The sequence below is a fragment of the Pseudomonas sp. S30_BP2TU TE3576 genome (assembly GCF_050436025.1).
Classification (GTDB): Bacteria; Pseudomonadota; Gammaproteobacteria; order Pseudomonadales; family Pseudomonadaceae; genus Aquipseudomonas.
In genome coordinates, this window is the sequence record NZ_JBNDLK010000001.1 from 1 (window position 1) to 21,275 (window position 21,275).

Annotated in this window: 19 protein-coding genes; 2 read left to right on the forward strand and 17 right to left on the reverse strand. The window is 60.3% G+C overall.

The window, feature by feature from the left end:
* Positions 1-858 (forward strand): AraC family transcriptional regulator ligand-binding domain-containing protein (locus ABIA48_RS00005; protein WP_429486289.1); only part of this gene is annotated, 858 nt, incomplete at its 5' end.
* Between the two features lie 2 nt (positions 859-860).
* Here the strand turns inward: ABIA48_RS00005 and ABIA48_RS00010 are convergent.
* From ABIA48_RS00010 to arnB, 14 genes are all read right to left on the reverse strand, one after another.
* Positions 861-1,406 carry a GNAT family N-acetyltransferase gene (locus ABIA48_RS00010; RefSeq protein ID WP_429486291.1) on the reverse strand — a complete coding sequence of 182 codons (546 nt, stop codon included), beginning with the start codon at positions 1,404-1,406 and terminating at the stop codon, positions 861-863.
* A 27-nt stretch (positions 1,407-1,433) separates the two neighbouring features.
* Positions 1,434-1,904, reverse strand: a complete 471-nt coding sequence (locus ABIA48_RS00015; protein ID WP_429486293.1) for an LEA type 2 family protein — start codon at positions 1,902-1,904, stop codon at positions 1,434-1,436.
* Between the two features lie 58 nt (positions 1,905-1,962).
* Positions 1,963-3,435, reverse strand: a complete 1,473-nt coding sequence (locus ABIA48_RS00020) for a nucleobase:cation symporter-2 family protein (protein ID WP_429486295.1) — start codon at positions 3,433-3,435, stop codon at positions 1,963-1,965.
* A gap of 97 nt (positions 3,436-3,532) precedes the next feature.
* Positions 3,533-4,240, reverse strand: coding sequence for an HPP family protein (locus ABIA48_RS00025; protein ID WP_429486297.1), 708 nt, complete (start codon positions 4,238-4,240; stop codon positions 3,533-3,535).
* 161 nt (positions 4,241-4,401) lie between these two features.
* Positions 4,402-5,580, reverse strand: coding sequence for an MFS transporter (locus ABIA48_RS00030; protein WP_429486299.1), 1,179 nt, complete (start codon positions 5,578-5,580; stop codon positions 4,402-4,404).
* 89 nt (positions 5,581-5,669) lie between these two features.
* Positions 5,670-7,253 (reverse strand): ArnT family glycosyltransferase, encoded by a 1,584-nt coding sequence (locus tag ABIA48_RS00035; RefSeq protein ID WP_429486301.1) that lies wholly within the window; start codon positions 7,251-7,253, stop codon positions 5,670-5,672.
* Between the two features lie 5 nt (positions 7,254-7,258).
* Complete coding sequence (locus ABIA48_RS00040; protein WP_429486303.1) at positions 7,259-8,638, reverse strand: UDP-glucose dehydrogenase family protein; 1,380 nt, start codon at positions 8,636-8,638, stop codon at positions 7,259-7,261.
* Complete coding sequence (gene arnF / locus ABIA48_RS00045; RefSeq protein WP_429486305.1) at positions 8,635-9,036, reverse strand: 4-amino-4-deoxy-L-arabinose-phosphoundecaprenol flippase subunit ArnF; 402 nt, start codon at positions 9,034-9,036, stop codon at positions 8,635-8,637. The genes ABIA48_RS00040 and arnF overlap by 4 nt, the downstream gene beginning before the upstream one ends.
* On the reverse strand, positions 9,033-9,377 hold the full coding sequence (arnE, locus tag ABIA48_RS00050; RefSeq protein ID WP_429486306.1) for a 4-amino-4-deoxy-L-arabinose-phosphoundecaprenol flippase subunit ArnE: 345 nt from the start codon (positions 9,375-9,377) through the stop codon (positions 9,033-9,035). The genes arnF and arnE overlap by 4 nt, the downstream gene beginning before the upstream one ends.
* Positions 9,374-11,023, reverse strand: a complete 1,650-nt coding sequence (arnT, locus tag ABIA48_RS00055) for a lipid IV(A) 4-amino-4-deoxy-L-arabinosyltransferase (protein WP_429486308.1) — start codon at positions 11,021-11,023, stop codon at positions 9,374-9,376. Before arnT ends, arnE begins: the two co-directional genes overlap by 4 nt.
* Positions 11,020-11,904 (reverse strand): 4-deoxy-4-formamido-L-arabinose-phosphoundecaprenol deformylase, encoded by an 885-nt coding sequence (gene arnD / locus ABIA48_RS00060; RefSeq protein ID WP_429486310.1) that lies wholly within the window; start codon positions 11,902-11,904, stop codon positions 11,020-11,022. Before arnD ends, arnT begins: the two co-directional genes overlap by 4 nt.
* Positions 11,904-13,895: a bifunctional UDP-4-amino-4-deoxy-L-arabinose formyltransferase/UDP-glucuronic acid oxidase ArnA gene (gene arnA, locus ABIA48_RS00065; protein WP_429486312.1), complete on the reverse strand. Its 1,992-nt coding sequence runs from the start codon at positions 13,893-13,895 to the stop codon at positions 11,904-11,906. Before arnA ends, arnD begins: the two co-directional genes overlap by 1 nt.
* Positions 13,892-14,911 carry an undecaprenyl-phosphate 4-deoxy-4-formamido-L-arabinose transferase gene (gene arnC / locus ABIA48_RS00070; protein WP_007983911.1) on the reverse strand — a complete coding sequence of 340 codons (1,020 nt, stop codon included), beginning with the start codon at positions 14,909-14,911 and terminating at the stop codon, positions 13,892-13,894. The genes arnA and arnC overlap by 4 nt, the downstream gene beginning before the upstream one ends.
* The gene (gene arnB, locus ABIA48_RS00075; RefSeq protein ID WP_429486314.1) at positions 14,908-16,056 is read right to left on the reverse strand and encodes a UDP-4-amino-4-deoxy-L-arabinose aminotransferase; all 1,149 of its coding nucleotides are present in this window, start codon (positions 16,054-16,056) and stop codon (positions 14,908-14,910) included. Before arnB ends, arnC begins: the two co-directional genes overlap by 4 nt.
* Before the next feature lie 389 nt (positions 16,057-16,445).
* Here arnB and ABIA48_RS00080 point away from each other — a divergent pair, with 389 nt between their 5' ends.
* Positions 16,446-17,384: a site-specific integrase gene (locus ABIA48_RS00080; RefSeq protein WP_429486316.1), complete on the forward strand. Its 939-nt coding sequence runs from the start codon at positions 16,446-16,448 to the stop codon at positions 17,382-17,384.
* 4 nt (positions 17,385-17,388) lie between these two features.
* Here ABIA48_RS00080 and ABIA48_RS00085 read toward each other — a convergent pair whose 3' ends face one another.
* Genes ABIA48_RS00085 through ABIA48_RS00095 form a run of 3 tightly spaced genes read right to left on the reverse strand, consistent with a single transcriptional unit; the run spans position 17,389 to position 21,071 of the window.
* The gene (locus tag ABIA48_RS00085) at positions 17,389-18,459 is read right to left on the reverse strand and encodes an ABC transporter ATP-binding protein (protein ID WP_429486318.1); all 1,071 of its coding nucleotides are present in this window, start codon (positions 18,457-18,459) and stop codon (positions 17,389-17,391) included.
* On the reverse strand, positions 18,456-20,054 hold the full coding sequence (locus ABIA48_RS00090; RefSeq protein WP_429492747.1) for an ABC transporter permease: 1,599 nt from the start codon (positions 20,052-20,054) through the stop codon (positions 18,456-18,458). The genes ABIA48_RS00085 and ABIA48_RS00090 overlap by 4 nt, the downstream gene beginning before the upstream one ends.
* A 3-nt stretch (positions 20,055-20,057) precedes the next feature.
* The gene (locus ABIA48_RS00095) at positions 20,058-21,071 is read right to left on the reverse strand and encodes an iron ABC transporter substrate-binding protein (RefSeq protein ID WP_429486320.1); all 1,014 of its coding nucleotides are present in this window, start codon (positions 21,069-21,071) and stop codon (positions 20,058-20,060) included.
* Positions 21,072-21,275: the final 204 nt, after the last annotated feature.

The following is a 21,275-nucleotide window of genomic DNA, read 5'->3' on the forward strand; positions in this document are numbered from 1 at the left end:
CGTCTGTGGCGCTTGCTGGCATGGCGCGGGGATGATGAGTTTTTTGGCATGGACCCACGCAAGCTCAAATCCGGCAGCTTTGCGTTCCTGTGCCGCAGCGCCATGCTCCAGCCCAACGTGGCGGCGGGACTGACCAGTGGCCTGGCGTTTCTGTCGTTGATCCTCGAACACTTGCCGGCGCAGTTGGTGCGCCAGCAAAGCCTGGCGGAAATTGTCCTGCTGGAAGACGACAAAGACCCGCGCCGGGCCTTCACCTATTTCACCTACTGGATGATCGTCCACGGCGTTGCCTGCTGGCTGGCAGGGCGACGGATTCCGATCCTGGCCATCGAACTGCGCTGTTCGAAACCGGATTTCTGCGATGACTATCAGGTGATGTTTTCCGAGAACCTGCGCTTTGACCGCCCGCGCACACGGATGATTTTCTCCGCCGATTGCCTGGACCTGCCCATCAAGCGCAGCCCTGAAGAACTCAAGCGATTCCTGGCCCATGCGCCGGCGAACATCCTGGTCAAATACCGCGATCCGCAGAGCCTGGCCAGTCGGATCAAATATGATCTACGTCACCTGCCGGCAGAACACTGGCCGGAAACCGAAGCCCTGGCGCAACGCCTGTGCATGTCGGCTTCCACCTTGCGCCGCCGTCTGGCCGAAGAAGGGCAAACCTATCAAGGTCTCAAGGACAGCGTGCGCAAGGAACTGGCGATTGTCTGGCTGGCCGAGCCGGCGATCGGCTTCAGCGAAATCGCCACGCGGCTTGGGTTCGCGGACGTCAGTTCGTTCTACAAGGCATTTCGCAAGTGGTCCGGTTCCAATCCGGGGCACTACCGCAGCCTGATTCTCAATGACACCGAGTAGGTTCAGCGACGCAATGACCATTCTTCGCGAGTGATTTCCCAGACTTCCAACGGGAAGTTTCCACTGACAAAGCTGCCTTCGTCCGTGCGAATCAAGCGCATTCCCGTGCGTTCGGAGAGTCTGCGTGAGCCGATGTTAGGTACCGCTTTTGGCACCCGCAGCACGATGCGCCCCAGCGTGTTGAACCAGTACTCGGTGACTGCAGCGCTGGCTTCTGTCATCAATCCCTGACCCTGCCACTTCGGGCCGAGCCAGAAACCGCGATTGTTGTCCTGTTCGCTCATCAGGCTGATGTTACCGATCAACTGTTCCGGGGCCGATTTCAGGCGGATCGACCAGTGCCATTCCTCGCCACGGGCGATGGCTGGCAGGGCGTTGTCGCGCAGGTACGTCAACGCACCGTCGGCCGGATAAGGCCAAGGCACCAAGGCGTTGAGGTAGCGCACCACTTCCCAGTGCGGGAAATGTTGCTGGATCGCATCGGCGTCCGACAGTTCCAGCGGGCGCAGGATCAGGCGCTCGGTGTAGAGCGTGGGGGTGTCGTCCATGGGGGTGTAGCTCCTTGAGTCAGGCGGTTAACGTTTGCCAGTGGTCGATCCAGGCAAGTTGAGCGTGCCACTGTCCACGAAGCGCATCGTGTTGAACACGCCACCCGAGAGTTTGCCGTGCAGGATATAAGGCATGTTGTTGAGCCTTTTCATTTGGCTGATGCCATAGGTCTGGCGGACCACTGAAAACGCCGAAACGCTGACCGGCACGCTCACGACGGTGTCGGAAAAACGCCCGATCGAGCCACCCTCATCGCTGACGCCGGAAGCGAATGGCTGGCCGTTGATGTCCAGGTCCAGCGCGATGCCGTTGTAGGTGATGGTGGTGTCATTGGGGTTCTGCACGCGGATTTTCACAGCAAAACGCACTTCCATACCCTCGCCTTGAAGGGGCTCGATACCCACGACGTTGATTTTCACCGGGTCCATGTAGGGCAGCGAGGAACAGGCGCCCAGGCAGAGCAGGAGGGAAATCAGGACCGCGTGGACGCTGCGCATGGACGTGCTCTCATCTGGAAAAAGGCTGAACCGCCAGCGGCTCAGCCCTGGAGCCCGTCTAGCGGTTTGATTGTGCGACCACCGCAGCCTTTGCGGGTTCATCCCTGGCGGTCACATCGGGGTTCTGCATGACCTGAAGCACGGAGGCCTCGGGATCGAATTCATCCTCTTCCAGTTCGATGAATTCCTCGGGCAGGAAGATATTAAGAACGATAGCGCACAGCGCGCCGACGGTGATGGGCGATTCGAAAATGTTGTGCAGTGCCTTGGGCAGTTCACGCAAGACTTCCGGCACGGCGGCCACACCCAGGCCCATGCCGACGGAAATCGCCACGATCAGCATGTTGCGCCGATGCAGGCCGGCCTCGGCAAGAATCTTGATCCCGGCCACGGCGACGGTGCCGAACATCACCAGTTCCGCGCCGCCCAGTACCGGTTTAGGCATCAGTTGCAGTACCGCGCCGATCATCGGGAACAGGCCCAGCACCACCAGCAATCCTGCAATGAAAAACGCCACGTAGCGACTGGCCACGCCAGTGAGCTGGATGACCCCGTTGTTCTGGGCGAAGGTCACCATCGGCATGCTGTTGAACACCGCCGCCATGGCCGAGTTGAGGCCATCGGCGAGCAGGCCGGACTTGATCCGGCGAATGTACACCGGGCCTTTGACCGGTTGCCGGGAGATCATTGAGTTGGCCGTAAGGTCACCGGCGGCTTCCAGTGGCGACACCAGGAAAATCACCGCCACCGGAATGAACGCCACCCAATCGAAAGAGAACCCGTACTTGAACGGTACCGGTACGCTCATCAGCGGGACTTCGGGCAGGCTGTTGAAGTCGACCTGGCCCATGAGCCATGCCACCACGTAACCCAGGGTCAGGCCGATGACAATCGCCCCCAGACGCAGAAACGGCACATCCACCCGGTTCAACACCACGATGGTTCCCAACACCAGCGCAGCGAGGGCCAGGTGACTGGCGGCACCCAGGTCCGGGGCGCCGAAGCCTCCGGCGATGTCGGTCATGGCGACCTTGATCAGCGACAAACCCATCAGCGTGATGATCGTACCGGTCACCACCGGGGTGATCAGCATGCGCAGTTTGCCAATGAACTGGCTCAACACCACTTCAATGAACGCGGCAAAAAAGCACACACCGAAGATGGTCGAGAGAATCTCATCGGTGCCGCCGCCCCGGGCCTTGACCATGAAGCCGGCACTGAGAATCACACTGATGAACGAGAAACTGGTGCCTTGCAGGCACAGCAGGCCGGAGCCTACCGGGCCAAAGCGCCGTGCCTGCACGAAGGTGCCCAGGCCGGAGACGAACAGCGCCATGCTGATCAGATAAGGAATTTCGCTTTGCAGGCCCAGGGCGCTGCCCATGATCAGCGTCGGGGTGATGATGCCGACGAAACTCGCCAACACGTGTTGCAGGGCGGCGAAGACGGTGGCGGTCAGGTGCGGCCGGTCATCGAGGCCGTAAATCAGGTCGCTGTGGCGTGGAGCGGGGGCTTTTTCGGAGGCGGTCATGGTGGTTTGCGTGCCAGAAGGCGGGCCGGGTCAGAAAATGGAGGCGCAGGATGCCAGAACCGCCCGGCCACGGCAAAAGAACCTCCAAAACAGCGACTTACAGTCGTGGGGCGAACACTTCGCCCACGCTGCGGCGTTTGGCGTGCAGTTGGCTGGCCTGGATCAATTGTTCCAGGTCTTCCGGCGTGACGTCATAGAACGCTTCCATCTCGGCCAACGCCAGTTTCAGGTCTTCGGCGGTGATGGCCTGGCGGTCGACCGGCGGGTGATCGGCAGGAATCCTCGCCGCCGGTTCGCTGGCACGCTTGGGGTAGCGAACGCGGGTCAGGTTGTTATAGGCCAGGGCACAGAGCAGCATCGTTGCAGCGCTGAGCATCACCGGCCCAATGGCTTTCCAGTCCATGGCAATGGTCGCCGGATCGGCTAATACCAGGGTCAGGGCCAATGCACCGGCCGGCGGATGCAGGCACCGCAGCCAGCACATCAGGATCAACGTCATGCCGGCGGCCAGGCAAGCGCTACCGAGGGTTCGGCCCAGCACATGGGCCACCAGCAACGCAATCACCCCGGCACTCAAGTAACCGCCCAGAATCGACCAGGGTTGGGCGAGTGCGCCCGAAGACACGGCAAACAACAGCACCGCCGACGCCCCCAGCGGGCCGATCAGGTGCTGCGCCACCTCGCTGCCGAACACCTGGCTACAGAGCCACACGCTCATCAGTGTCCCCAAGGCCATGCCGATGGCGGCGCGACTCCATTCGGTGGGGCGGGTATTGATGGCGGCAGGCAACCAGCGAGCAAGCATTCTGAGAAAAACTCCGGCAGGAAAAAAACCAGGCAAAAAAAGGGCTTAGCTGGGAAACCCAGAAAGCCCTTGAAGGTGTTCCAACTGTTGGGGGAGGAACAGGCACAGTGTGCCGTTCATTCAAGGCACTGACAAATTCATATTAATGCGCTTTCAGTGCATTAATTTTGCTTTAAATGACCTCGTCGGCCGCTTATGTAGCAGAGCAAACCGCCCAGCGCAGCCAGTGCACTCAAGGCATAAAACATCGTCGGTGCCGGGGTGTGCATCAACATGAAGCCGCAAATCACCGGGCTCAATGCGCCGCCCAGCGCCGCAAGGTTTTGCGCGCCGTAGTAGCTGCCGCGCAGTTCTTCCGGAGCCAGGGTGTCGACGAAGAGAAACTCGGCCGGGTAAATAATGATTTCACCGAGGGTGAAGATAAACATCGCCACGCACCAGCTCACCAGGCTGTCCGCCAGGCTGAAGCCGATCAGCCCGAGGATGAACAGGCCGGTGCCGGCAACAATCCATTGGCGCAGTTGCTCGCGTTTGAGAAAACGCCCGATCTGGTACTGCAACACGATCACACTGATGGCGTTGCACGCGAGCAGGGCGGCCATGATTTCCATGGTGTGCCGGGGATTGCTGATCACCAACAGGTATTGCGACAGATAAAACGTAAATCGCCCATGCACCACCGTGCTGAGCAGGCAGCCAGCGGTGAACAGGATCAGGGTGCGGTCGTTTTTCAGGGTGATCAGGGTTTTGAGAAAGCTCTGCGCCTGACCGGCGGGCGGAGCATTGGCCGGGTCCCTGGGAATGCCGGTCATCAAGAAAATACTGAAAAAGGCGATGGCCGCCGCAATCAGGAACGGCGCGCTGGCAAAGGCACCGGCAATCAGCACACCGAGCATCGGCCCTACGGCGTAGCCAATGTTGGTCAGCGTATAGCTCAGGGAAAACGCCTTGGCGCGCTGGCCCACCGGAAGGTTGTCGCTGAGTATCGCTTTCGAACCGATCAGGAACAGCGATGAGGCGGTTTCGGTGACGATCAGGGTGATCGTGGTCAGGTAGAGGTTTTCAGCAAAGGTCAGCAACACCAGGCCGACCGCGCTGGACGCCATCGAGAGAACAAGCAATCGGCGTTTTTCGAAGCGATCGATGATGTAGCCGCCATACAGGGAGAGCAGGGTGGCGACGAACACGGCGATGCCGAGCAGCAGACCAACGTCCTGTTGGTTGAGGCCAAGCTTGTCGCTGACGAACAGCGTAAGCAACGGGCTGGTGATGGCGCGGCTGACGACGATGGTCAGCGAACAGATCAGCAGGCGGCGGATGAGGGGGGAGTAAGCGGCCACTGCGCGAATATCCTTATTCGATTCGACCGGTATCAGCCCAATCGTGAGCGCTACTCTAGCAGTCGGGCATTCGGTCGTTGCTATTGGATTTACTGGAGGTGCAGCAACACGAAATCATTCTTGTCGAACCGTCCGCTCAAGACGGGCGGCAATGCACCGATAGCCGTGCCTTGCAGTGTCTTGTAAACGTTCAGGTCCATCATCAGCCACACCGGGCCTTTGAGGTTTTCCAGTTCCTGGGGCGAATCGGTGAACACCGGGTGCAGGTCCTGTTTGATGTTGACCATGAACTTGATGGCCTTGGCGTCTTTGCCCATTGCGTGCATCACCAGCGGCGCAGGGGCTTTTTGCATGAGATCGACAGTGGCGCGGCTAAAGGTCCGGGTGTCGTAGATCTGGTGCTGAATGGGTTCGAATTGCAGGATGTAGAACGACCAAAGTGCCAGGACCGCGCACATTGCCAATGCTTGCGCTCGCCAGCGGGGATGCTTGAGCGCTGCCAGGGCGAGCACTTGCAGCAAGCCGAGAATGATGAATAACGAAGTGAGGTGAGCCACTTCCTCGGGAAATTTTCGCCGGACTACCAGCAATGCCACGATCAGCAGGCCCGGGATCAATAGCCACAGCCCCTGCATCAACCCGCGCAGCCAACCAAACAATCGACCCTGTGTGGTGTAGAACGGATACGCCGCCACAATGGCCGCCATGGGCAGCATCGGCAGCAGGTAGCGGGCCTTTTTGGCCTGGGGGACGGAAAGGCCGATCATCACAATCAACCCGGCCGCTACGCAGTACTGCAACAGGCGCAATGCCGGCCCGGCTTCCCGCGGACCCGATAACGCAACGGCCCCAAGCGCCAGCACTGCCAAGGGCCACGCCAGCGCGTAATTACCCAGCGAACTGGTGAAGTAATACAGCAAGTCGTTGGAACCCTCGGTGCCGTCCATGCGCCCCATGAACTGCATGCGAATCACGTCCTGCAAGAAGGCCGGGCCGCCACTGATGTCCGCCAGCCACAGCAACAGCCCGATGCACACCGCCAGCAACAACGCCGCCAGTAATCCGAAGATGATCAGCCGTCGCCATTGGTGACCGACCAGAAAATAGCTGCAGAGCATTCCCGCAGGAATGACCAGGCCGATGGGCCCACGAATCCAGAAGCCCAGCATCAGCAAGGCAAAAACCAGGGCCCAGCGGCGCGGCGCCGCGAAGTGATCGGTGGCATAGCCCAGGTAGAACACGCTGAACGCGACGGCCGCGAGCATCAGGTCGAGGGAAACGGCGCGGGTTTCAGTGATGAAGGTGTTGGTCAACAGCATCAAGGCGATGCTCAGCAGCGCCCAACGCGTGGAATAGGGCGCCAGCAGGCGGTACATCAACGTGACGATGACCGCTGCGGCGATGGCGCTGGGCAGCCATGCGGTCAGGCTGGTGACCTGGCCGAACGGCAGCGAAAGCAGCCAGATGAATAGCGTTGAAAGTCCCGAATAGTCTGCGTAAGGCTGGTCATAGGTCGTCGGAAAAAACGACGGCCCATTGCGCAGCATCTCCTGGGCGAACAGCACGAAGCGCGAATCGAAACCGATGGCCGCCTGCTGGTACATCCCGGCGCAGAACAACAACAGCGCCAACAGACCCAGCGCGAGGGACTGTTGGCGGATGTGAGGGATCATGATCTTTAAGCGACCACAGATTCGGTTGACCATTGCTGGTAAGGAATCGGCAATTTGCGCGATTCGCCACGGCCGATCGGGAAGTAGGTGAAACCGATGCGTGCCAGACGGTCTGCGTCGTACAGGTTGCGGCCGTCGAAGATTACCGGTGCGTTGAGCCGCTGCTGGATCAGCTCGAAGTCCGGAGCCTTGAACTGTTGCCATTCGGTGCAGATGATCAGCGCGTCGGCACCGGACAAGACCGACTCGGGCGTACCCATGAGCATCAGTTTCGATTCATCGGGATACAGCTTCTGGGTTTCCTGCATGGCTTCCGGATCGAACGCGCGGACATTCGCCCCGGCGGCCCACAACGATTCCAGCAACACCCGGCTCGGTGCATCACGCATGTCGTCGGTGTTTGGCTTGAACGCCAGGCCCCACACGGCAAAGGTCATGCCACGCAAGTCGCCCTTGTAGAACGCATTGATGCGCTCGAACAGCTTGTGTTTCTGCCGCTCGTTGATGGCTTCCACCGCCTGCAGCAGGTCGCTGGAGCAATGGGCCTCTTCGGCACTGTGGATCAGGGCGCGCATGTCCTTGGGGAAGCAAGAGCCGCCGTAGCCACAGCCGGGGTAGATGAAGTGGTAGCCGATACGCGAGTCGGCCCCGATGCCCAGGCGCACCGATTCGATGTCGGCTCCCAGGTGTTCGGCCAGTTCGGCGATCTGGTTGATGAAGCTGATCTTGGTCGCCAGCATGCAGTTGGCGGCGTACTTGGTCAGCTCGGCGCTGCGCAGGTCCATGAACATGATGCGCTCATGGTTGCGGTTGAAGGGCGAGTACAGGTCACGCATCACCTCACGCACTTCATCGCGTTCACAGCCGACGACGATACGGTCCGGGCGTCGGCAGTCGGCCACGGCCGAACCTTCTTTCAAAAACTCCGGGTTGGAGACGATATCGAACTGCAATACGCGGCCGGCGTTGAGCAGGCATGTGTCGATGTGTGCACGCAAGGCGTCGCCGGTGCCGACCGGGACGGTGGATTTCTCCACCAGGATCGCCGGCTGTTCGCGATGCCGTGCCACTGCTTCGCCCACCGACATCACGTAGCGCAAGTCTGCCGAGCCGTCGTCTCGCGACGGAGTACCGACTGCGATGAACAGCACCTCTCCGTGCTGGACCGCGAACTTTTCGTCGCTGGTGAACTGCAACCGCTTGGCGTCAAGACCTTCGCGTACGAGGCTGGCCAGCCCCGGTTCGAAAATACTCACGTGGCCCTGTTTGAGCAGTTCGACTTTTTTCTCGTCAACGTCCATGCAGACCACGTCGTGGCCGACCTCCGCCAACACCGCTGCCTGCACCAGGCCAACATAACCGCTACCAAATACACTGATTTTCATGGAGCACTCCTTAATTCGGGCGCACGAGCAGGTCGAGAATTGATGGTAATGACGCCGAGGATGACCAATGCCACGCCAAGGCTTTTTGTAAGGCTGAACGCTTCGTTGAACAGCGGCAGGCTGGCGGCCAGCAGGTACACCAGCGCGTAGCTGATGCTCAGCAACGAGTAGGCTCGGCCAAGGGGCAGGTCCCGCAGGGCGGCAAGCCAGCAGAGCATCGACAACGCGTAGGCGAAGATGGCGATGAGCACCACGGCAATGGCTGTCAGGTCGACAGGAGCGGTGAGCCATTGTTCGGGGCGTGGCAGGTGACTCATGCTCCAGCGCATGCCCAATTGGGCGGCGCTGACCAGCAGCACACTGCCCAGTGCGAAGGTGATACCGCGACTCGGGTTCATGTGTGCTGCCCCAGCAGAGCCACACCGCCGATCACCAGCGCCACACCCAGCCAGTGACGGCGGTCGATGGTTTCGTGGAACACGAAACGCGCAACCAGGGTGATCAGCACGAAGTTCAGGCTCAGCATCGGATAGGCAATCCCGACTTCCAGGCGTTGCAGCACCAGCAACCACACCAGCAGGCCCAGCGCCAAAGAGGCCAGGGCCAGCCAAAGCCAGGGCGAACGCAGTTTGTCCGCCCACCCGGAAGGATTGCCACGCCAGCTTTCTACTGCATATTTCTGGGCGATCTGGCCGAGGCAGGTCAGCAGGCAGGCGACCAGTAGCAATAGCAGGCTCATAGTGTCGCCCGAGGGATAATCAAAATCACCAGATTGCCTTGTTCGTACCGCTTGCCCTCTTTGGGCAACTGTTCAAGTTCGCGCAGCTCTTCTTCGCCCTTGACCCGCATGACCACGCCGACCGAGCCTTGCTGGCGAGCGTCGTGCATCCACTGTTGCACCTGATCGGGGTCGACGCGCTGCTTAAGCGAATCAGGATAGGCAAGGCCGTATTTCAATTCGCCTATCGTGTTGAAAAAAGCCACTTCGGGACGTTTCAACCGCCAGGACAATGCCGACGCGGCACCCAGATCGTTGCTCAACAGCTTGGCACTCTGGCCGAGCTCCTGGGCGTGATCGAGGATGAACTGGTCGGGCGTTTTGTTGGCGACCACCGAGTTGGGCAGCCCTGCTGGCAGTACGCCGATGAACAGCAGACTGCCGAAAGCCGGGGCAGCCCAGCATTGCAGCGGGCGGAAGGCTTGCAGCAGGTTGGCCATGATCCAGCCGATCAAACCGATGAACACCAACACCAGGTTGTGCAGTTCATGATCATAAATCGGCTTTTTCAATTGCAGATAAACCAAGGCCAGCAGGGTAACGACACCCAGGACCAGGTTCAGCAGGCCATTGATGCCCAGGACGCGGCCTTGTTCCAGTTTCAAGCGGTCAGCCAGTGCATGGCCGAGCAACAGGGCCAGTGGCAGCAGGCACGGCAGAATGTAGGACGGCAGTTTGCCTTTGCTCAGGCTGAAGAAGATCAGCGGCATCCACAGCCACAGCATCAGGAACGCGATATTGGCCTGGCCTCGGGTTTGCCATGCCTGTTTCAGCGCTGGCGGCAGCAACGCCACCCACGGCAGGCTGAACGCTACCAGCAGCGGCAAGTAGTACCACCACGGCGCGTTATGCTGCGCGTCCTCGCCAGCGAAGCGACGGATGTGCTCGTGCCAGAAGAAGAACCGCCAGTAATCGGGCTCCTGGGCATGCACCGCGAGGACCCATGGCAGGCTGACGGCAATGGCCACGACCACCGCCACCGGGCCGTAGGCCAACAGTTGGCCCAAGCGCTTTTGCCAGATCATCCAGGGCAGGGCGATCAGCACCGGCAACAGCCAGGCCAGAAAGCCCTTGGTCATGAAACCCATGCCGCAGGCCAGGCCCAGCACTACCCACGCCACCAGGCGTTGGCCACGACCGGCGCTGTCCAGCGCAAACCACAAGGCCACCAGGCTCAGGTTGACCCAGAACGTAAATTGCGGATCGAGGTTGGCGTAACCCGCTTGACCGGCGATGACCGTGAAGCTCATGTACAGGATGGCGCAGGCAAAACTCTTGCGCGTATCGTTCCACATCCGGCGGGCGATCAGGTAGCACAGCAGCACGCTCAAGCCGGTGCTCAGTGCCGAGGCGAAGCGCACCCCGAAGAGGTTCTGGCCGAACAGCGCCTGACCGATGGCAATCATCCAGTAGCCGGCCGCCGGTTTTTCGAAATAGCGTACGTCCATGAAATGTGGCGACACCCAGTTACCGCTCAGAAGCATGCTCTGGCCGATCTGGGCGTAGCGGGTTTCGTCAGGAATCCATAAGCCATGACTGCCTAGCGGCAGCAGGTACGCCAGCGCCACCATGGCCAGCAATAACGGCACAGCCCAGCGTTTGCTCATGCGCCTTGCACTCCCAGCCAGCCTTCGCGACCTTCGAGCGCACCGCGTACCACACGGCCGATCGGCAAACTGTCAGGGGGCTCGGGCAGCAAGTCGCCCAAGGGTTGAAAACGGATGTCACGCTGATGCGCATCGCTCAGCAGTTGACGGAAATCATTGGCCATCAGAATCCCTTCTACCTCGGCATGAATCGTATAGACGTTGAGCTTTTGCGGAGTGAACCGGTCCAGGATGAACGTGTTGAAGTCTTTGGCGGCAACGGTCGGGCCGACCACTTCGTCGAACGTCGGCAGGTCCACCGGTATTTGCGGTGCGCCCAGGCGACCACCGGCCAATAGCGGCTGGAACAGGCCCTGGCCGCGACAATCGCTGTTATAGCGAAAGCCGAAACCCTGCTTGGCTTCAATCACACGCTCGTCGGCACGCCAGCCGGCGGACGCCGAGCAGGTGATCTTGTCCCCGAGAATGTCGCTGAGCGTGTCCACGCCACGGCGTATCTGTTCGACCAGTTGTGCGTCACTCCAGCGCCCGGCATTGGCTTGCCAGCCGTGGTGATCCCAGGCGTGCAGGCCGACTTCATGCCCGGCATCCCGGGCCTGACGCATCAAGTGCCCGAGGTCGCGGCCGATCGGTTTTCCGGGCCATGCAGTGCCGGCCAGCAGAATGTCCCAGCCATACAGGCCGGCTGCGTTGGAACGGAGCATTTTCCAGAGAAACTGTGGACGGATGAGGCGCCACAAGTGGCGCCCCATGTTGTCCGGCCCGACACTGAAGAAGAACGTCGCCTTGACCTGAGCTTCATCAAGGATTTCCAGTAGCCGTGGCACCCCCTCACGGGTGCCCCGGTAGGTGTCGACATCGATCCGCAGTCCCGCCTGCATTAGCGCTTGTCCGCGATTTCGAGCATGGCCTCACGCAGGAAGAAGTCCAGCGTGTTGCCGATGGTTTCGCTCATCTCCACGGTCGGCGTCCAGTCCAGCAGGCGCTTGGCGTTGGCGATGCTTGGCTTGCGATGGGACACGTCCTGGTAACCGGTGCCGTAGAACGCCTTGCTCTCGATATCGCGGAAGCCGGCGAACGGAGGGAAGTTGGCGCGCAGCGGGTGAGCTTCGAACTGGCGCAGCAGCTCTTCGCCCAGTTGACGGATGCTGGCTTCGTTCTCCGGGTTGCCGATGTTGATGATCTGGCCGTTGCAGACATCGTTGTCGTTGTCGATGATCCGTGCCAGAGCTTCCACACCGTCGGCGATGTCGGTGAAGCAGCGTTTTTGCTCGCCACCGTCGAACAGGCGAATCGGCGTACCTTCCACCAGGTTCAGGATCAGCTGGGTAATGGCGCGGGAGCTGCCGATACGGGCCGAATCCAGGCGGTCCAGACGTGGGCCCATCCAGTTGAACGGACGGAACAGGGTGAAGTTCAGGCCCTTCTGGCCGTAAGCCCAGATGACGCGGTCGAGCAATTGCTTGGAGACCGAGTAGATCCAGCGCTGCTTGTTGATCGGGCCGACCACCAGGTTGGAGCTGTCTTCGTCGAAGTTCGGGTCCTGGCACATGCCATAGACTTCCGAGGTCGACGGGAAGATCACGCGCTTGTTGTACTTGACGCAGTAGCGAACCAGTTTCAGGTTCTCTTCGAAGTCCAGTTCGAATACGCGCAGCGGGTTACGGGTGTATTCGATTGGCGTCGCGATGGCCACCAGCGGCAGCACCACGTCGCACTTCTTGATGTGGTACTCGATCCACTCGGAGTGAATGCTGATGTCGCCTTCGACGAAGTGGAAATTGGGGTGGCTGCGCAGGCGTTCGATGGCATCCGAACCGATGTCCAGGCCGTAGACTTCGTAGCGGTCGTCACGCAACAGGCGCTCGGACAAGTGGTTACCGATGAAACCGTTGACGCCGAGGATCAGCACGCGGGTACGACGCGGGGCACGACCGGATTCGGCACCGCGCAGCACGGAACCGTCCACCAGGCCCAGTTCGTTGGCCAGTTGCGGACCACTCAGGTACAGACCGTTGTCGTTGCGCTGGCCGGCGTTGATGATCAGCGAGTCTTCACCGCAGGCGATGCGCAGCGGGTCGACGCTGATGACGCGGCCCGGAGCCTGGCCTTCGTTGCCCTTGGCGACTTCGGCGCTCCAGACAATCAGCTTGTGCTCGCCCACCGCGCAGAAGGCGCCCGGGTACGGTTGGGTCACGGCGCGGACCAGGTTGAACAGTTCTTCAGCCGGTTTGGCCCAGACCAGTTTGCCGTCGGCCGGGGTACGACGGCCGAACACGGTGGCTTTGGATTCGTCTTGCAGTGTTTCGCTGACTTTGCCTTGCAGCAGCGCCGGCAGGGTGTCGCGCAACAGGTCAAAGGCTGCCGCACGCAGCTTGCCGTGCAGGCTCAGCGCCGTGTCGCTGCGCTCGATCGCGACCTTTTGCTGGGCAACGATAGCGCCGGCATCGGCACGCTTGACCATGCGGTGCAGGGTCACGCCGGTTTCCGTTTCGCCGTTGACCAGCACCCAATTGGCCGGTGCGCGACCACGGTAGCGTGGCAGCAGGGAACCGTGCAGGTTGAACGCTCCTTTGCGCGCCGTGGCCAGCAGCGGTTCGCTCAGCAGGTTGCGGTAGTAGAAGGAGAAAATGTAGTCGGGATCGAGCTTGGCGATACGTTCGATCCACAACGGATGGTTGGCATCTTCCGGTGCGTGCACGGCAATGCCGTGGCGGGCGCACAGCTGTGCTACGGAACCGTAGAACGCGTTCTCCTTCGGATCGTCGGCGTGAGTGAACACCGCAGCGATCTCAAAACCGGAGGAGAGCAGGGATTCGATGCCGGCACAGCCAATATCGTGATAGGCGAAGACAACAGCTTTTGCACTCATGAAGGAACCTGATCTGAAGAAGTGGAAGTAAGGCCGTCGACGGTGACAACGGAAGCAGGGGAGGCTGGCTGGCTACGCAGCACCTTTTCAATGAAAAAGCGCGGACGTGCGCGCACGTCGCTGTACATGCGGCCCAGGTATTCACCCAACAGGCCCATGCCGATGAATTGACCGCCGGTGAAGACGAACAGCACGGCGAACAGTACGAAGGTACCGCCGCCGGCCCAGCCGGCGCCGAACACCAGGCGCAACAGAACCAGCGCGATGGCGAACAGCATGCCCAGGGCCGCCATGCCGACACCGACGATGCTCAGCAGTCGCAGAGGCGTGGTGGTCATACAGGTGACCAGGTCGAACATCAGGTTGATCAGGCGCATCGGGCTGTACTTGGAGTCGCCGTGTTCACGCTCGGCGTGGGTCACGAGGATTTCCGTGGTATGGCGGGCAAAGCTGTTGGCCAGGATCGGAATGAAGGTGCTGCGTTCACGGCAGGCGAGCATGGCGTCGACGATGGTGCGTCGGTAGGCGCGCAGCATGCAGCCGTAGTCGCTCATGGCCACGCCGGTGGAGCGTTGCACGGCGAGGTTGATCAGCTTCGATGGCCAGCGGCGCAAGGCCGAGTCCTGGCGGTTGTTGCGTACCGTCGCGACGACGTCATAGCCGAGCTCGGCCTGTGCCACCAGCCGCGGGATTTCTTCGGGCGGGTTTTGCAGATCGGCATCGAGGGTGATGACGACATCGCCCTTGCACTGTTCGAAACCGGCCATGATCGCCGCATGCTGGCCGTAGTTGCGGTTGAGGATGACCGCCACCACCGGGCTGCCTTCGCGGGAGGCGGCGTCTTCGAGGATCTGCGCGGAGTCATCGCGACTGCCGTCGTCGACCAGCACGATTTCGTAGGCTTGGTGCAACTGTTGGCAGGCGGCTTCGGTGCGACGAAGCAATTCCGGCAGGCTGTCCTGTTCGTTGTAGACCGGAATGACGATCGACACGAAGTTGATTGGGTAAGGTCTCAAAGGCTTCTGTCCATGCAGTTTTCAATGGCACCGACGACGCGCTCGACATCGTCTGTGGTCATGTCGGGGAACAACGGGATCGAACACAGCCGCGCCGAATTCCATTCGGTGTTGGGCAGGTACAGGTTGGGGTAACGCTGGCGGTAGTAAGTGTGCAGGTGCGTTGCAATGAAGTGAATGCCGGTGCCGACATTCTGCTCCTGGAGGGCTTTCATGAACGCTTCGCGATCCAGCCCGCAACGTTCGGCGTCGATGCGCAGGATGAACAGGTGCCAGGCGTGCTTTTGCGAATAGATTGGAACGGCCAGCGGTTGCACCGGCAAACCTTCCAGGCGCTGCAAGTAGGTCTGGGCCAGTTGAGTGCGCCTGGCGTTGATTTCGTCCAGGCGTTCCAGTTGCACCAGCGCGATGGCCGCGTTGATGTCGGCCAGGTTGTACTTGAAGCCAGGCTCGACCACTTGGGCCTGGGGCTTGCGGCCGTGGGTCAGGCGGTCGTAGGCATCAACCCCCAGCCCGTGAAACTTGAGCATGCGCACCCGGGATGCCAGGGCTTCATCGTCGCTGACGAACATGGCGCCCTCGGCGCAGGTCATGTTCTTGATCGCGTGGAACGAAAAGATTGCTGTGCCCGTGGAGCCGACGTGACGACCTTTGTAGAAAGTGCCTGCCGCGTGGGCGGCGTCTTCGATCACGGCAATACCGTGTTTGTCGGCCAGCGCATAGAGCGGATCGAGATCGAATGCCGCACCGGCGTAATGCACCGGGATGATGGCTTTGGTGCGCGGCGTGATCGCGGCTTCGATAGCGGCCACATCGGTCATCAGCGTGTCGCGGTCGACGTCGACGAACACCGGCGTGGCACCCAGCAGGGTGATCATGTTGGCGGTGGAAACCCAGGTCTGCGATGGTGTAATGACTTCATCGCCGGGACCGACGCCCAACGCCAGCAGGGTGATATGCATTCCGCCGGTGGCCGAGGACAGTGCCACGGCATGCCGGCACCCGACGTAGTTGGCGAAGTGTTCTTCCAGTGCCTGGTTCTTCGGCCCGGTAGTGATCCACCCGGAGCGCAATACTTGCTCTACGGCAGCGATTTCTTCGTCGCCGATACTGGGGCGGGAAAAAGGGAGAAACGCCTGACTCATGGGCACCTCAGGGGCTGAAAACGTAAATAGCCTTTGAGGCTAAAAGGGATCCAAAAATCAGCGTAGACGCTAAATCAGAATTTGCATCAAATCAACTAGTTACTGGATGGAAGTGAAAACTGCATTGGTTGACTTTTTGCGCCATGGCCGGCAGCTTGGGCTCCCATCCGGGCTGCGTCGACCTTATGGAAGGTTATGCCCGATTTTGTGAAAGGAACATGAAAAAACGGTTGGGGAATCGTTTATCTGATAGCTATTAAGCCGCTGTTCAGACTTCCAGCGTTTATGGCGTTTTTTAGGAAAGTCCTACAGCGGTAATGTCTTTTACATGATCGTTATTTCACTTCTTAGTTGTTTCATTGAACTGTTTTCATTCAAGGCCGTTTCGTTTGATTGACTTACCTGTAACTGATTCACGCACACCCCGCACCAATCCGCTGACCCTGTATCTGGCGCGACTGGCGCCGTCCAGCCAACTGACCATGCGTTATGTGCTGCAGGATGCCGCCGATCGCCTGGGCTTCGAAGACCACGACATCGAGGAAATACCCTGGCACAACCTGCAGCCCGAGGACGTGATCGCGCTGGTGGCGACTTTGCGTTCGGACGGCTATGCGCCCAATACGTCTTCGCTCTATGTCAACGCGGTACGCGGGGTGATGAACGAAGCGTGGCGCATGAGCCTGATCTCTCAGGAACATCTGCTGAAGATGCGTTCGGTGAAGGGCATTGCCGGTACGCGGCTGTCCCAGGGGCGCAATCTCAGGCGGACGCTGATCCAGGAACTGATGGCGGTCTGCGCGGCTGATCCGAGGCCGCAAGGCCTGCGGGATGCAGCGATCATCGGGATTCTGTATGGCTCGGGGATGCGAAAGTCCGAATCGGTGAACCTGGAGCTGAGCCAGGTCGATTTCACCGAGCGCAGTCTTCGGGTGACCGCCAAGGGCAACAAACAATTGATCAAGTACGCCCCGGCCTGGGCGTTCGCCAAACTTGAGGCATGGCTTGAACTGCGCCGTTCGTTGCTCAAGGAAGGAGAGTCGGACGACCCGTTTCTGTTCAACCGCATCCGCCGTGGCAGCCACATCACCCGTGAGCGCATCACCAAGCACGCGATCTACTACATCGCCCGGCAGCGGGGCGCGCAGGTCGGGGTGAAAATCATGCCCCACGACTTCCGGCGTTCATTCATTACCCGGGTAATCGAGGAGCATGACTTGTCGATTGCGCAGAAGCTGGCGCACCACAGCAATATCCAGACCACGGCCAACTACGATGTGCGCGATGACAACGAGCGGCGTCGGGCGGTGGATCGGTTCGATCTGTGAACGACTAGATCTCGCTCAGTACATGGGCATGGCCGATGGTCGAGACATGAACCGAGCTGCCGGCGGGTGGCGCATACATGCCTGAACTGCGCACCAGCAGGGATCGGCCCGGTTGCTCGCTGCGGGTCAGTGACTGGAGTTCCACCGTCAGCGTGCAGGTGTTGCCGCTGAAATCCCGGTCGGTGACCACGGCCCGGCACCCGCTGGCTTCCAGATCAGTGGGGAGGATGCTGGCCAGTTGCAGCTGTTCGGGGCGCAGCATGATCTGCGCCGACTTGTTGTTGCGGTGGTTGTTGACCGGGATACGCCCCAGGTCGCAATGGGCCCAGCCGGCCTCGATGCGTGCGGGCATGACCACGGCATCTCCCAGAAACAGGGCGGTCTGTTCGTCTTCAGGATAGCGGTAAAGGTCCAGCGGATGCCCTGACTGGACCAGCCGGCCATGGCGCATCACCGCCAACTGGTCGGCGAACGACAAGGCTTCACTCTGGTCATGGGTGACCAGAATGGTGGTGACGCCCGCGTCCTCCAGCAGCCGCGCAACCATCTTGCGCATCGCGGCGCGCAGTCCGGTGTCGAGCGCCGAGAAGGGCTCGTCCAGCAGCATCAGCCGTGGCTGTTGCGCCAGGGCGCGGGCCAGGGCCACACGCTGTTGCTGGCCACCGGACAATTCATGAGGCCAGCGCTCGGCCATCTTCGCGTCCAGCGCCACGCTGTCCATCAGTTCGGCGACTCGCTGTTGTTTTTCATTGCCCTTGGTGGACAAACCGAAGCCGATGTTCGCCGCCACGGTCATGTGCGGGAACAGCGCACCGTCCTGTGGCACGTAGCCGATCAGGCGTTGATGGGCCGGCACTTCGTGGGTGCCGTCGACCAGGGTCTGGCCATTGAGCGAAAGACGCCCGGAATCGGGGAATTCGAACCCGGCAATCATTCGCAGCAAGGTGGTTTTACCCGAGCCGGAAGGGCCGACAATGACCGTACGACTGCCGCTGGGAACCGACAGGCTGACGTTGTCCAGCGCACAATGGGCGCCATAGGACTTGTAGAGGGCATTCAATTCAAGAGTGTTCATCGGCCAGCCGTTTTTTTCGATTGGTGATAAAGAAGTCCGGTCAACGGAAGCGACAGCACAACCATCAATAAGGCGTAGGGCGCAGCAGCGGCATAATCGATTTCGCTGGTCATGGCCCAGAATCCGGTCGCCAGCGTGCGCGTGCCGTTCGGGGCCAGCAGCAGGGTAGCGGTCAGTTCGTTGGTGATTGCCAGGAACACCAGCGCCGCACCGGCGGCTGCCCCCGGCGCGGCCAGGCGCAGGGTGATCAGCCACAGTGCCCGCGCTGGCGAGCGGCCAAGGCTGCGGGCGATGTTTTCCAGTTCCACCGGGGCCTGGGCGATACCTGCGCGCAGGCTCACCAGGGCACGGGGCAAGAACATCAACAGGTATGCCAGCAGCACGGTGAAGGTGGTCTGGTAAATCGGCCGGGCAAAATGGATCGTGATGGTCACCAGCGCCAGCGCAACGATAATTCCGGGCAAGGAACTGGTGATGTAGTTGCAGCTTTCCAGTACCCGTTGCAGCCGGCCAGGGTAGCGGATCGACAGCCAGGCAATCGGGATCGCCGCGCAGGTGGTCAGCGCTGCGCCTGCGATACCGAGTAACAGGGTTTGCTCCAGCGCGGGCAACAATTCAGCCATATCCCAGACTTCCACACCGCCGGCGATGAGCCATTTACCCAAGGTGATCAAGGGCACGCCCAGGGCCAGGGCGCAGGTGACGATTTGCAGCGTCAGCGACAGCAGCGTTGAAGTCGTCTTCAGGGTAACGACCCGCTGCTCCCGGGCGCTTCCCGAACCGACGCGAGCGTAGCGCGCGGAACCGCGGGCGGCGGACTCGGCGGTCAACATCGCCAGGCAACACAGCGCCAGCACACTGGCCAGCATGTGCGCGGCTGCGCCGTTGAAGGTTGATTTGAACTGATCGAAGATCGCGGTGGTAAAGGTGTCGAAGCGGATCATGGCGTACAGGCCATATTCGGCCAGCAGGTGCAGGCCGACCAGCAAGGCGCCACCGCAGATCGCCAGGCGCAATTGCGGCAACACCACGCGGAAAAACACTTTCCAGGGTTTGAGCCCCATGGATTCGGCGACGTCTTCAATGGCCGGGTCGAGCCGGCGCAAGGTGGCCGCTACCGGCAAATACAGGAACGGGAAGTAGGCGATGACCGAGACCAGGACACCGGCAAACAAGCCGTGAATCGGCGGTACCAGGCTGACCCAGGCGTAGCTGTGAACGAACGCAGGCACCGCCAGCGGTGCGGTTGCCAGCAACGACCACCAGCGTCGTCCGGGCAAATTCGTGCGCTCGGTCAGCCAGGCCAGCGTCACACCCAGGGCCACGCACAACGGAATCGTCAGCAACACCAGCAACACGGTGTTGACCATCAGTTCCCCGACACGGGGCCGGAACACCAGGGCCACAACGGTTGACCAGCCGGTCTGTAGGGAAACACCAATAACGTAAACAATCGGAAGCAGTGCCAGTAACGAAACCAGCACCGACAATCCGATTACCCACGCACCACCACGCCCCGCAAAGATCCCACGGGAACGTCGACGCAAATTTGCGGGTGTCGCCTCGGCGACATCCGCAGGCAGGGTTTCAGGTATCACTTAGAGCAGTCCGGCCTGTGTCATCAGCTCCACGGCTTTTTTACTGTCGAGTTTCGAAGCATCGACAGTTGGCGCATCGAGTTGATTCAGAGGCACCAGTTTAGGGTTGGATTCAGCGCCTTTGCCCACGGCGTACTCAAACGACTTGCCGTTTTTCAGGACGGCCTGGCCTTCCTTGCCGGTAATGTATTTGAGAAACGTCTGAGCTTGTTCTTTGTGTTTGCTGGAGGCGAGGACGCCGCCGCCGGAGATGCTAACAAAAGCGCCCGGGTCTTTGTGCTTGAAGTAGTGCAGGGCGGTGTTCTTGCTGTTTTCGCCCGTCTTGGACTGATCGACCAGGCTGTAATAGTGGTAGATCACGCCGCTGTCGATCTGCCCGGCATTCACCGCTTTGAGTACCGAGCTGTTGCCACGGTAGTTGGCGTAGTTGGTTTTCATCGCTTTCAGCCATTCCAGCGTGGCCGCTTCACCTTTTTGCTCCAGGATGGCCGCGACGATGGCCTGGAAGTCAGCCCCACCTGGCGACGCAGCCCAGCGTCCTTTCCAGGAAGGATCGGCCAGGTCCATGATCGATTTCGGCAGATTGGCTTCCGAAAGCTTGCTCGGGTTGTACACAAACACCGTGGAGCGAGCGGCAATCCCGACCCATTTGCCGTGGGCCGGGCGATAGGCGGAGTCAACCTGTTCCAGCGTGGTTTTGTCGACAGGTGCAAACAGCCCGGCGTTGTCGACCAGGACCATGGCCGGGGAGTTTTCGGTCAAGAATACGTCCGCCGGAGAAGCCGCGCCTTCCTGCACGATCTGGTTGCCCATCTCGGTGTCATCGCCGTTGCGCAAGGTGACCGGAATACCCGTCTCCTGGGTAAAGCCCTCGACCCAGGCCTTGGTCAGGCCTTCGTGTTGCGCGTTGTACACCACGATGCCGACGGAGTCGGCTGCATAAACCTGGCCAGCGCTCAGCAAAGCGGTGGCCAGCAGGGCTTTTTTCAACAACGAAGGGATTTTTGGAATCATTCTGCGGGCTGCTCCAGGTGCATTTTTATGAAAATCATACGCATTTAAACGTCTGCATACCAATGCGAATGATTTGCATGTTTTGAATGGCACGGAATGTAGAGATCCAAATGAGAAAATAACGTCAAAAAAACCGTTAATACATGTAATTTTCATTCAGATTAGCAGCACTGCGTCCACTGTGGTTCGACAAACGAAAAAACC